The sequence below is a fragment of the Litchfieldia alkalitelluris genome (assembly GCF_002019645.1).
Classification (GTDB): Bacteria; Bacillota; Bacilli; order Bacillales; family Bacillaceae_L; genus Litchfieldia; species Litchfieldia alkalitelluris.
On the sequence record NZ_KV917374.1, the window covers coordinates 3,351,235 to 3,364,008 of the forward strand.

Genomic DNA, 12,774 nt, shown 5'->3' on the forward strand with positions numbered 1-12,774 from the left:
ATTTACTTGTATTGTGAAGCTTTCTTTATAGTGCCATAATTAAATTGCATAGATGCCTTCCCAAAAACCTATATATTGGAGTTCCATGAGCTGCGATCCACTTGCTTTCCGCGGAGTGGTCCGGGAGCCTCCGAACATTCCGCACTAATAAGTACACTATTTTTTATTTTATCCATGGTGCAAATTAATTTTGCATGTAATAGCAAAAAAAATCAAAAAAAGAAATAGGATAATCCCATTTCTCTCATGATCCTACATCTTCACTTTGGCCTGATACTAATACTGTTCTTGGCTTACTACCTTCATACGGACCTACAATTCCTCTTACTTCCATAGCGTCTATTAATCTAGCTGCCCTTGTATATCCAATTCTAAAACGTCTTTGAAGCATTGAAACTGAAGCAGTTTGCATTTCAATGATTAATTGAACAGCCTCATCATATAGATCATCTTCTATTTCTTCAACCGGCTCTGAAACATCCTGAGGTATCATTTCTTCTTGATATTGAGCTTTTTGTTGCGCAATAACAAAGTCAACAATCTCCTCTACTTCATGATCTGATAAAAATGCACCTTGAACACGGACAGGCTTAGAAGCACCAACCGGTAGGAATAACATATCTCCTCTTCCAAGTAGTTTTTCTGCACCACCCATATCAAGGATTGTCCTAGAATCTGTTTGAGATGATACACTAAACGCAATTCTAGATGGTATGTTAGCCTTAATAACTCCAGTTATAACATCAACAGATGGTCGTTGTGTTGCAATGATCAAATGAATTCCAGCTGCTCTTGCCATTTGTGCTAACCTTGTAATCGAATCCTCTACATCTGATGACGCGACCATCATTAAATCTGCCAACTCGTCCACAATAACAACAATATAAGGCAAAGTTGGTTGTTTTGCTTCTTCTTCCTCATTATGCCTTTTTATATAATCATTATACCCTTCAATGTTTCTCGTTCCACTATGTGAAAAAAGCTCATATCTCCGTTCCATTTCATTAACAACTTTTTTTAATGCTTGCGAAGCTTTCTTAGGGTCTGTTACTACTGGTGCAAGTAAATGAGGGATACCATTATACATATTCAATTCAACCATTTTCGGATCAATCATCATCATTTTTACTTCATGTGGTTTTGCCCTCATAAGAATGCTTATTATTATCCCATTTATACATACGCTCTTCCCGCTACCTGTTGCACCTGCAACAAGTAAATGTGGCATTTTGTTAAGTTCGGCTGACACTGCTTCACCAGATATATCACGACCTAGTCCAATCAATAACTTAGCATCTGGACGGCTATTCTCCTTTACATCAATAACTTCTCTTAAAGAGACCATTGCCACTTCCATATTTGGGACTTCAATTCCAATCGCAGACTTTCCAGGGATTGGAGCCTCAATTCTGATGTCCTTGGCAGCCAATGCAAGAGCAAGATCGTCGCTTAAATTCACAATTTTACTTACCTTAACACCAACATCTGGATATACCTCATATTTAGTAACCGCAGGACCTAAATGAACTTTTGTTACTTTTGCCTTCACCCCAAAACTCTGAAAGGTTCTCTCTAACTTACGAGCATTTTCATATATATTCTCATGCTCTGTACTTTGATTGTTCTGCTTTGGTGGACTCAAAAGAGTTAATGGAGGTAGCTCATAGTCAAAATTCTCAACTCCAGTGAAAGTAATAGGCAATATTTTTTCACTAGTCTCATCATTATGTATTTCATCTTGCGATTTCTTTTTTTCTTCACTTTCATAGGCTCTATCAGCAAAATTTGAAATGATTGGCGTGCTAACCTCAACTTCTTCTAAAGGAAGCTCAACAACTTCTTCGTTATTACTTAAAGTAGATTCATTAACTGTATTATTATCCTTAGTCTTTTTATCTTTCTTATCTTTGGCCCGTTTTTTGTCTTTTCTACTTTTTTGTTGTTTTGAGAATTGACTAAACCATTCTTTTGCATCTTCAATAAATGATTTCCATTGATCTTTAAAGTAGGATGCGACAGGATTTACAACTTTTATCAAGGTCTCACTCAATGATTTTCCAGTAACAAGAATAACACCGATTACGATTAAAAATATTGAAATAATTTTTGTGCCTGATTCATCAAAGAGAAAATAAGAAGCAGCAAAAAGAATTGCCCCTATCATTCCTCCCCCTAAATCATTTGTACTTGTTAAACCTGCTTGCTGATCCCAAAATAACTGCCAAGTTTTAAGAATAACACTTGGTTGTACAAATGTACCATCATTTGAAAGCAACCTAAAAAGGGTCACATGACTTAACAGAAGAATTGAAGAAGTAATTAAATAAATTCCAAATAATTTCCTATTTAAAAGTGTTGGCCATGATCTTTTCCATATCAGAAATCCCGAAATAAAAAGCAAACCAATAAGACCTAAAATTGACCATTCACCAATAAAAAAACGAAAAAAGTTTACTAGTACTGCTCCGGCTGTTCCGAGTTTTGATAGTCCAATACATGTGATGGCCAACAAACTTAACCCAATAAGTTCGAATTTTAATGTTTGTTTCCATTCTTCTTTTCTTTTTTTATGTTTCTTTTTTTGTTTTGACATGTAATCACCCTAGCTTTAGTAAGGCTAATGCTTGTCCATTAACATTACCTTTTTATCTAATGAAGAAAGCAGCCAAATAATGGCTGCTACTCATGTTGATAAAAAAATTATAACATAATTATTCTAAAAAGTATCTTTTAATTGACAGATAAAGTGATTCTCTGGCCTGGTGTATATTCTGAGTTAAGATAATCATTTGGGTTGCTGCTCATAACTCGGACAACGTAGTGTTCTCCTGGTATTTCTTCATTTACAAGTAAAGAGACACCATTTATATCAACTATTTTTTGTTTTTGGTATCCTTCTTCATTTTGAGGATAAATTAGCTCTTCTGGCATAATTGAGTACAATATCATTGTAACATCTGCCCGCCTTCACTATTATTTAGGTTTTTTCCATCAATTAACTCATTTAGTTTTTTAATTGCTTGTCCAACCCCACCAACTTCATTTATCAGTCCATATTTCACAGCATCGGCTCCGACTACATTTGTTCCGATATCTCTTGTTAAGTTACCTTTTGAGAACATAAGCTCTTTAAATCTTTCTTCCGTAATATTAGAATTCTTTGTGACAAAATTAACGACTCTTTCTTGCATTTTATCCAAGTACTCAAAAGTTTGCGGTACCCCAATAACTAGCCCTGTTAAGCGAACAGGGTGAATTGTCATTGTTGCTGTTTCAGCTATATAGGAATAATCACATGAAACTGCGATAGGAACACCAATCGAATGTCCTCCACCTAAAACGATTGAAACTGTGGGCTTAGAAATAGAACCAAGCATTTCCGCTATCGCTAATCCTGCTTCAACATCTCCGCCGACGGTATTCAATATAATTAAAAGACCTTCAATTTTTGGGTTTTGCTCTATTGCTACAATCTGTGGAATGATATGTTCATACTTTGTTGTTTTATTTTGAGGGGGTAACTGGATATGCCCTTCAATTTGTCCTACAATCGTTAAACAATGGATCTTACTGTCTGTTGACATATTAGGAACATTCGTTTGACCAAGTTGCTGTATTTTTTCAACAATACTTGATCCCTTAATCTCATTCCCTTTATCTTGCCCTTCATCCGTTTGGTTTCGTGCTATGTATTGATCATAATCCATAAAAATCCCCTTTCAACCATAGTCTTCTTATATTATGAACGAAATGAGGATGAATCATTCGGTATTTAAAAAGCAGCTTTAATAAGTTATGTATTAAAAGTTATTCATAAATTCCGTCATGGATCGAAAAAAGTTTAATGGTTGGAGAAAATTGATGTGAGTTAACTTTGATTTAATGTAGTTCTATCGGAACTCAAAATTAAGACTCTTTTCCAGAGGTAGGCTTACAAAAGTAAAATTGTGTTTTTAATTACTATAATTGAAACAAAAAAATAAAGGCTGTCGAGGATGTCGACAGCCCTTAAATTATAATGTTTCAAGTACTTTAGATAATTGTAACCGTTCTTCTTCTGATAATGGAATTAACGGGAGACGCACAGAGCCGACATCCATACCTTTCAACTGAAGAGCTGTTTTAATCGGAGTTGGGCTAGGTGCAGTAAAGAAAGCGTTCATTACTGGAAGTAATCTTTGATGAAGTTTTGCTGCTTGCTTTACTTCACCCTTCTCATATAATCCAACTAACTCTTGCATTTGATTTCCAATAATATGTGATGCTACTGATACGACCCCATTAGCACCAATAGCTATTGAAGGAAGTGTTAATCCATCGTCACCACTATAGACAGCAAAGTTATCATCTGTGTTTGCTATAATTTTGGTCATTGCATCTAAATCTCCACTCGCTTCTTTTACAGCCACTACATTTGATAATTTAGATAACTTGATGATTACATCAACAGAAACATTAATAACTGACCGTCCTGGAATATTGTAGATCATTACAGGTAGTGACGTGGATTCAGCTATTAATTTAAAGTGTCTATATAACCCCTCTTCATTGGGTTTATTATAATAAGGAGCAACAAGCATGATTGCATCTACTCCAGTTTCTTCAGCCTTTTTAGTCAGCTCAACCGATGCATAGGTATTGTTACTCCCGGTTCCTGCAATTACTGGCACTCTACCATCTACTACTTGAACTACATGCCTAAAAAGCGCTATTTTTTCCTCTGAAGAAAGTGTGGGTGATTCCCCTGTTGTTCCTGCAACAACTAATGAATCAGAACCATTTTTTAATAGATAATTTACTAATTGTGTTGTCTTTGCAAAGTCAATATTTCCTTTACTGTCAAATGGAGTAACCATTGCAGTAGAAACCTTACCAAAATCTACCATTGTTTCACTCCTAACGATTAAATATCATCATGTTGAATTGGTTCAACTGTTTTTTCAGATAACTGGAAAACTTGATGGAGCGCGTTTACCGCTTTAACCATATCCTCTTGTTTGACTAGGACCCATATCGTTGTATGACTGTCTGCAGATTGCAGGATCCCTATGCCTTCCTGTGATAATGCTGTAACTATTTTAGCAGTTACTCCAGGTACTCCGTTCATTCCCGCACCAACAGTTGATATTTTAGCACAATCCCTAGTAACAACTGGAATATAACCTAACCCTTCGAGAATACGAATCGCCTTATCAGTCATTTCACCAGCCACCGTGTAAACGACACTTGTTGGTGTAATATTAAAGAAATCAACACTTATTTGTTCGTTAGCCATTGCTTTGAACACTTCAGTTTGCACATCATATTGACCTTTTTTGGCTTGAACCTTTATTTGAGATACATTAGGTACATGTGCAATTCCAGTAATTATGCGTTCCTTAACATCTGTTCCTTTACTTTCTTTATTGATGCTAGTAACTAATGTTCCAACAGAATCAGAATATGTTGAACGGATTCTAATTGGCACTTTAGCCTGCATAGCAATCTCTACTGCTCTTGGATGAATGACTTTTGCACCTTGATATGCCATATTACAAATTTCATTGTAGGTGACAATATCTAAAGGTCTTGCATCTTTGACAATTCTTGGGTCAGCAGTCATGACACCTTCTACATCTGTAAAAATATCAATCCATTCTGCACCAATTGCAGCACCAATTGCAGCCGCAGAGGTATCACTACCACCACGTCCAATTGTTGTTGTATCTCCTAATTCATTAACACCTTGAAAACCAGTTACTACTACAACATCATGTTCTTCTAGTGCCTGTAATAGACGGTCGCATTTCATCTCTATAATCTTGGCATTCGTATAGTCATTGTTCGTTCTAAATCCTGCTTGTGCTCCATTAAAAGCGGTTGAGTGAATCCCGTGTTTATTTAACATGTTCGTAAAGACTACACTTGAAATCAACTCACCACAAGATATAAGCATATCTATTTCACGGTTACTTATAGTTGTCTTTGATCCATCAACTAAACTTAATAATGTATCCGTTGAATATGGATCTCCATCACGCCCCATTGCAGAAACGACAACGACGACCTTAAATCCTTCATTCTTTGCTTTTTCTATATGTCTTCTAGCTAAATCTCTCGTTTCCTCATCTTTAACAGAAGTTCCGCCAAATTTTTGGACGATTATTTTCATCTAAACACCCCGTACTAGATGTAATAGAAATGGCTAGAGAAGTTTTACTTGAAATTTATAGAACATAAATAGTGTTAAGTAATTATTATTAAAAACAGGCGCTGTAAGCATGGTTATTGATCTTTACCTCTCTCTACCCTAGATTTTCGCTACAATTAATCTAGGGTAAAAAAACAACAATGTGTTTTAACACAGCCCTAAAATAAAACTTATTCTTTCACACTAAAATGATAGTAATTTACTTATCTAGCCAATTCCTAATTTATATTAATTATTTTACAATTCCTAATTTTAATAGGCTCTCCGCAATTTGAACCGAATTCCAAGCTGCACCTTTTAAAAGATTATCAGATACAACCCACATATGAAACCCTTTGTCATTATCTAGATCTTTTCTAATTCTGCCTACAAAAACGTCATTTTTCCCAACACAGTTTGCTGGCATTGGGTAGATTTGATTTTCAGGATCATCTTCCAAAACTATTCCAGGAGAATCTTTTAAGAGTGATTTCATTTGTTCTGCACTTATCCCAGCATCATTCACTTCAAAATAAACAGATTCAGAGTGTCCAGTTACAACCGGTAATCTTACACACGTAGCTGCAACTTGCAGTTCTGGCATAGACATAATCTTTTTCGTTTCGTTAATCATTTTCATTTCTTCGAAAGTGAATCCGTTATCTTGAAATTTATCAATTTGTGGAATTGCATTAAATGCGATCTGATAATGCTTTTCGTCACCCTTTACAGGTAGGATTTCTGGAGTGAATTCTGAACCATTTAAAATAGCTTTACTCTGTTCATTTAATTCATTAATTGCTGCTACTCCTGCACCTGAAACAGCTTGATAAGTTGAGACAATTACTTTATTTAATCCAAATAACTTACGAATTGGTTCTAATGCTACAACCATTTGGATTGTTGAACAATTCGGATTTGCAATAATTCCATTGTGTGTGTGTAATACATCCTCATTCACTTCTGGAACAATTAGCGGAACACTTTCATCCATACGAAAAGCACTCGTATTATCAACTACAATCGCACCTCTCTTTACTGCTTCTGGTGCTAATTCTTTTGATACACTTCCTCCAGCACTAAATAGTGCAATATCAACTCCCTCAAATTTTTCAGGAGTTGCTACTTCTACTTCTATTTCTTGTCCTTTAAAGTTCACAATTTTCCCAGCAGATCGTGGCGAAGATAAAAGTGAAAGTTTGCCAATAGGAAAATCTCTTGATTCTAAAGTACGAATCATTTGTTCTCCTACTGCTCCTGTTGCACCTACCACTGCTACATGTATTCCATTTGTTTTTGACATTATTTTAAGACCCCTTCCAGTTTTATACCCAACGGCTAAACGATAATATAGATTTTTTCATATAAAGGAGCATTGCCCACTAGATGTTACTCTATTAGGATATACTTTACTTAAATAATTGAAGGTTGACAAGCGTTTCAACAGAATATAATAGGGTTTTCTTTAAATTTCAGTATAATAATTTGCAAGTTTCTTCTTGAAAGATAAGAAAAATTTACATATATTATTTTAGCACATTTACGTAGTAAAGAAGAGAAGATTTTTGCATTAATCTTCTCTTCTTATTCTAACAGGTGAGAATATGATTAGCTATCACGAAATTTCTCAATGATAACTGGTTGAAGCTGCTTACCTTCCATTGCAGCTAATACTGTATCTTGTAATAATTCCATTCTTGCTACCATCGAATTTGGTTTCTTATCAGGTGCATCTTGACCAAATGGAATAAAGTATACATTTTTAGTTGACATAAGGCGCATCAGATTTACACCATTTAACCCTAGTGCATCATTGGTTGATATACCTAAAACAACCGGGTTTAAATTTCTTAATGTGGCTTTTGCAGCCATTAATACTGGAGACTCAGTTAAAGCATTGGCAAATTTACTCATGCTATTACCAGTAAGAGGCGCGATTACCATACAATCTAGTGGAAGCTTAGGACCTAGCGGCTCTGCTCCTACAATTGTATCTATCACTTTATGTCCAGTGACCTCTTCCAGCTTTTTAACCCAGTCTTCCCCTTTACCGAATCGTGTATTTGTGTTTTTAACTGTATTTGAAACTACAGGTCTAACCTCGGCACCCGCATCTACAAGCTTTTGAATTTGTGGTAATACTGCATCATACGTGCAATGTGATCCTGTTAAACCGAAACCAATACGTTTTCCTTTTAATGACATCTATGAATTCTCCTCTCTTTGTTGTAATTGCTCTAAAAGGAGTTGTGACATAACATTTGCTACGATTTGCCCAGCTGTTTTTGGGGCAACTATTCCTGGTAATCCTGGTGCTAACAAAGCCTTTATTCCTCTCTTTTCTGCATATCTAAAATCAGTACCCCCTGGCTTGGATGCCAAGTCAACTATTAACGTATGAGGAGGCATTTTAGAAATAACTGAGGCAGTTACAATTAAATGTGGTATTGTGTTAATACAAACGTCAATATCACATACTTCCTTATCTAAATCAGATAAATGAAAAGGTGTTAAGCCCATTTCTTTTATTCTAGCTATATGTTCTGATTTTCTAGCGCCAACCTTTACATGTGCACCCAACGCTGAAAACGTTCTTGCAACACTCATTCCCACACGCCCAAGTCCTAATACGACAACATTAGAGTCGTGAATGGTGATGTCTGTATGTTGTATTACCATCATAATTGTACCTTCAACTGTAGGGACTGAATTATAGATTGCTACATCGTCTCGTTCAAATAATTTTACTAATCTTTTATTAGTAGATTTGACTAGCTGGTCTAAATAATCATTACTAATTCCTGAAAAAATCGTACAATGTTCTGGGGTTTCAGCAAGTATTTCCTCAGTTAAAATCACTTTTTCATTAGAGAAAATCGTTTCAACCTGCCCTTCTGCATTTGTACCTGGGACAGGTAGAATCATTGCATCTACCGTGGAAAAATCCACTTCATCAATTTGCTCTTTAGAGGCACCCATAAAGCCATGATCAAGTTGTTCAAATCCAATTAGTGTTAATTTGGCATCCAACTCAATCAACTTTCTTACGACTTCTAACTGTCGAGCATCTCCTCCAATAACCGCAACATGCATACCAGTCAACATTATTTCACCTTCTTTTTTAAAACTTAAGATATATCTTTAAACAATTTAATCCGCACATGCTTTACATCAATTTCAAAATAATTTTCTTACTTCATCATCATATGAAAACACCTATAAATAGGTGAATGAAATTAGCAATCGGAAAAAACAATAAATATTCTGAGCATCAGCGGGCAATGTGAAACCCCAAAGAGCATTGACGAGGAAGCTCATCACACTCCCCCGATATCCCGCGAGTGAACTGCAGCGAATTGACAGCCTATGCATTTTCAGGGTAGACAAAAATTCGCACCATGGAGTATGAAAAATTATACTTAGCTTAGTGTCTAGCTCCAGGCGCTATCGGCTCGGGGTCATAAGTCAATCCAGCTAGAAGGTTAAAGAACAACCTTCTAGCTGGATTGACTTATGACTGTCGCCGATGAACGAGCGCCTTCTGCTTTTCTTTTTTCAGGGTAGACACCCCTGCTAATTTTATTCGCACCATATAGAATGAAAATAGTGTACTCACTAACTGTGGAATGAGCGAAGAGCCACTCGACTCCTACGGGATGTGCGGTCAGCGTGAGACCCCAAAGGCGACGAGGAGGCTCACGAACCGCCCCGCGGAAAGCGAGTGGATCGCAGCGATTGGAACTCCGTAACCATGGTTATTTTCAGCGTAGACATTCATGCGAATGAGTATTTGCCCGATGAAAATTATTAGATACTATTAAAACAAAAAAATTGCCCCCTTATATAAGGAGGCAATTTTTTTTATTTTTCCGGTGTTGTTATCTCATCAGGAATATCTATGATGATCATATCTGCACCTATTTTCTTAATATGATTCCACGGCACTCGAACTTCATTGCCTTGCTTTTTTAAACCAAACCATTTTAAGGATGGAATAATTAACGCTTTAATTTGTCCAGTTTGTTCATTAATTTCCAAATCTGTTTGACCTAATACCCCAAGACGTTCTGCTCTTTTTACATCAACGATTTCCTTACCACCTAGTTCACTTAATCTCACTTTGACCACTCCTTCAATCACATTACTATATATTTATGGAGTAGTCCAAAGTTTAGAAGTGAATTAACTAAAATGGCCGAAATAAGTTACATGTTTTTTGGAAGCTCTTCATTAGGACCAATTAATGCGACAGAATAATGATCAGTAAAAATTCTATTACCTAATTGGTTTACACTTTCTTCATCAACTGCATTAATAAGATCAATCATCTCATCAAGTGTTCTGTGTTTTTTTAGTAATAATTCATTTTTACCATTACGGCTCATACGACTATTGGTGCTTTCTAAACTAAGCATCAAACTTCCCTTCATTTGCTCTTTACTATTTTTTAATTCTTTTGGTGTAATTCCTTCTTTTTTAAGTTGTGAAAGAGTGTCCTGAATGGTATCAAACAATGTATCTAACTGGTTCGCTCCAGTACCACCATATATTGTAAGAAGGCCATTGTCTTGGAAAGAAGAGTGGTATGAAAAAACAGAATAAGCTAATCCACGTTGTTCACGAACTTCCTGGAATAGACGACTACTCATACTCCCCCCAAGAATATTGTTAAGAACGATCAGATTATAAATATCTTTATCTCCTATTTGTAGCCCATTATATCCTATACATAAGTGCGCTTGCTCCGTATCTTTCTTCTTTGCAATTTTTTCACTATAAAAATCAGGCGTAATGTATTCCTTTTTTGAATGCCCAGTTTCATAGCTGCCAAACAATTTCTCTACCTCATTTATAAAGCTTTCATCAATGTTCCCTGCAACAGATACAACTACATTATCAGGGGTATAATATTCATTCATATACTGTCTCAGAAGATCACTATTAAAAGTGTTTAGTGTTTCTTCAGAGCCAAGAATCGGGTACCCAAGTGGATGGTTTTTATAACTTGCTTTACTTAGCAAATCGTGTACAATATCGTCTGGCGTATCTTCATACATTTTGATTTCTTCAAGGACTACATTTTTTTCTTTCTCTAATTCTTCACTAACAAAAGTTGAGTTAAAAAACATATCGGATAATGTTTCAAGTGCAAACTTCGAATGCTCATCTAATACCTTGGCATAATAACAAGTGTATTCCTTAGAGGTAAAAGCATTTACCTGTCCACCTATGCTATCAAAGGATTCTGCAATTTCTCTAGCTGATAATGAAGTTGTTCCTTTAAAAAACATATGTTCAAGAAAGTGTGAAACTCCATTATTTCTTTCGTCTTCATTTCTAGATCCAGTACCAATCCAAACTCCTATAGCTACAGATCGTACCGTTGGAATATTCTCTAGTACTACTCTTACTCCGTTTTGACAAGTATATTTTTTAATCAAAGAGCTTTCCTCCCGTCATTTATTCAGCTCATTAAAAGACGCCTTTTCTTAGCAAACATATTTAAAAAGGATAAATAGAATGCTTACGAAAAAGTTTATAACGTCATAACTACAATCAAGCGCAGTTTTTTCAGGATATAGAACATATGTACAATTATATACCCGACAAGTTAACCTGCTCTCTATGTATAACACATTTTACTTATTTAAAATCCGTTCTTCACTTAATAATGTAGACACATTACTGATATTATATTCTTTTTGTTTTATAGAAAGTATAAGGGTTTCAAGTGCTTTTGATGTAGATGAAGTTGGATGCATTAATATTAGTGCGCCTGGATGCACTTTTCCCATCACTCTCTCGACCAGCACATGAGGCTCAGGCCGTTGCCAGTCAATTGTATCCACACTCCACATAATAGTCTTCATTCCCTGCTCAGCCGCAATTTTTACCACTTCATCACGGTAATTCCCACTAGGTGGTGCAAATAGACTTGTTTTTTTTCCAGTTGTGGCCTCAATCACATCATTTGTTTTTGACAATTGTTCTCTAACAGATGAAGATGGCATTGTTTTTAAGTTAGGATGTGAGTATGAGTGATTACCAACCTCATGACCAGCAGCAATAATCATTTTTGCTAGTTCTGGATTTTCATTTGCCCAACGTCCTTCTAAGAAAAAAGTCGCTTTCACTTTATGTTTTTTAAAAGTATCCAGCATATCCGGAATGTACTCATTTCCCCAAGCTACATTAATCAAAAATGAAACCATTGGTTTTTCTGGATTTCCACGATAAATAGCTTCAGCAGGAAGATCGTCTAAATGCACCTTTGGTGAAACTTGCTTATAGACTAGTTTGTTTGCATCGAAGACTTTATTCTTTTTCATTTTCTTGTAAGAAGCATCTATGTCTACTGTTATTCCATTATACCCAGGAGTCGCTTTCCATACTTTATGGATTTCAGCATCTATCGGTTTTATTTCGTATTCAGGAGCTTTTTCCTTAATTTCCCTATACAGTCCATCAGCTTCTTTCGAAACCGCGATGCTATCATTTTTTAAGCTACCAATATAATGGGTGGTATATGGATTTTGGATTGAACCAACAGATAATAGAAAGATAAATAAAAAAGCGATAAATTGTATGTATGTTCTTTTCATAGT

General features: G+C 35.7%; 11 protein-coding genes. All 11 read right to left on the minus strand.

The window, feature by feature from the left end; all coding sequences use genetic code 11:
- Positions 1–244: 244 nt before the first annotated feature.
- A complete protein-coding gene (locus BK579_RS15610) occupies positions 245–2,593 on the minus strand; it encodes an FtsK/SpoIIIE family DNA translocase (RefSeq protein WP_078547018.1) in 2,349 nt (782 codons plus the stop codon).
- Positions 2,594–2,730: 137 nt separating this feature from the next.
- The gene (locus BK579_RS15615) at positions 2,731–2,949 is read right to left on the minus strand and encodes a YlzJ-like family protein (RefSeq protein WP_078547020.1); all 219 of its coding nucleotides are present in this window, start codon (positions 2,947–2,949) and stop codon (positions 2,731–2,733) included.
- Positions 2,946–3,707 carry a ClpP family protease gene (locus BK579_RS15620; protein ID WP_078547022.1) on the minus strand — a complete coding sequence of 254 codons (762 nt, stop codon included), beginning with the start codon at positions 3,705–3,707 and terminating at the stop codon, positions 2,946–2,948. The genes BK579_RS15615 and BK579_RS15620 overlap by 4 nt, the downstream gene beginning before the upstream one ends.
- Positions 3,708–4,013: 306 nt before the next feature.
- Complete coding sequence (gene dapA, locus BK579_RS15625; protein ID WP_078547024.1) at positions 4,014–4,886, minus strand: 4-hydroxy-tetrahydrodipicolinate synthase; 873 nt, start codon at positions 4,884–4,886, stop codon at positions 4,014–4,016.
- 17 nt (positions 4,887–4,903) lie between these two features.
- Positions 4,904–6,151 carry an aspartate kinase gene (dapG, locus tag BK579_RS15630; RefSeq protein WP_078547025.1) on the minus strand — a complete coding sequence of 416 codons (1,248 nt, stop codon included), beginning with the start codon at positions 6,149–6,151 and terminating at the stop codon, positions 4,904–4,906.
- A gap of 271 nt (positions 6,152–6,422) precedes the next feature.
- The gene (gene asd / locus BK579_RS15635; protein ID WP_078547027.1) at positions 6,423–7,472 is read right to left on the minus strand and encodes an aspartate-semialdehyde dehydrogenase; all 1,050 of its coding nucleotides are present in this window, start codon (positions 7,470–7,472) and stop codon (positions 6,423–6,425) included.
- A 305-nt stretch (positions 7,473–7,777) separates the two neighbouring features.
- Positions 7,778–8,374 carry a dipicolinate synthase subunit B gene (locus BK579_RS15640; RefSeq protein WP_078547029.1) on the minus strand — a complete coding sequence of 199 codons (597 nt, stop codon included), beginning with the start codon at positions 8,372–8,374 and terminating at the stop codon, positions 7,778–7,780.
- The gene (gene dpaA / locus BK579_RS15645) at positions 8,375–9,274 is read right to left on the minus strand and encodes a dipicolinic acid synthetase subunit A (protein ID WP_078547031.1); all 900 of its coding nucleotides are present in this window, start codon (positions 9,272–9,274) and stop codon (positions 8,375–8,377) included.
- 756 nt (positions 9,275–10,030) lie between these two features.
- Complete coding sequence (locus tag BK579_RS15650) at positions 10,031–10,288, minus strand: YlmC/YmxH family sporulation protein (protein WP_078547033.1); 258 nt, start codon at positions 10,286–10,288, stop codon at positions 10,031–10,033.
- A gap of 86 nt (positions 10,289–10,374) precedes the next feature.
- The gene (locus tag BK579_RS15655; RefSeq protein ID WP_078547035.1) at positions 10,375–11,610 is read right to left on the minus strand and encodes a M16 family metallopeptidase; all 1,236 of its coding nucleotides are present in this window, start codon (positions 11,608–11,610) and stop codon (positions 10,375–10,377) included.
- 198 nt (positions 11,611–11,808) lie between these two features.
- Entirely contained in the window at positions 11,809–12,771 is a 963-nt protein-coding gene (locus BK579_RS15660; RefSeq protein WP_078547037.1) for a polysaccharide deacetylase family protein, read from the minus strand.
- Positions 12,772–12,774: the final 3 nt, after the last annotated feature.

Excerpts from the sequence above, each read along its gene's own strand:
- BK579_RS15640 (WP_078547029.1), bottom strand. The coding sequence starts at position 8,374 with ATGTCATTAAAAGGAAAACGTATTGGTTTCGGTTTAACAGGATCACAT.
- BK579_RS15610 (WP_078547018.1), bottom strand. The coding sequence starts at position 2,593 with ATGTCAAAACAAAAAAAGAAACATAAAAAAAGAAAAGAAGAATGGAAA.
- BK579_RS15660 (WP_078547037.1), bottom strand. The coding sequence starts at position 12,771 with ATGAAAAGAACATACATACAATTTATCGCTTTTTTATTTATCTTTCTA.
- dpaA (WP_078547031.1), bottom strand. The coding sequence starts at position 9,274 with ATGTTGACTGGTATGCATGTTGCGGTTATTGGAGGAGATGCTCGACAG.
- asd (WP_078547027.1), bottom strand. The coding sequence starts at position 7,472 with ATGTCAAAAACAAATGGAATACATGTAGCAGTGGTAGGTGCAACAGGA.
- BK579_RS15620 (WP_078547022.1), bottom strand. The coding sequence starts at position 3,707 with ATGGATTATGATCAATACATAGCACGAAACCAAACGGATGAAGGGCAA.
- dapG (WP_078547025.1), bottom strand. The coding sequence starts at position 6,151 with ATGAAAATAATCGTCCAAAAATTTGGCGGAACTTCTGTTAAAGATGAG.
- BK579_RS15615 (WP_078547020.1), bottom strand. The coding sequence starts at position 2,949 with ATGATATTGTACTCAATTATGCCAGAAGAGCTAATTTATCCTCAAAAT.
- dapA (WP_078547024.1), bottom strand. The coding sequence starts at position 4,886 with ATGGTAGATTTTGGTAAGGTTTCTACTGCAATGGTTACTCCATTTGAC.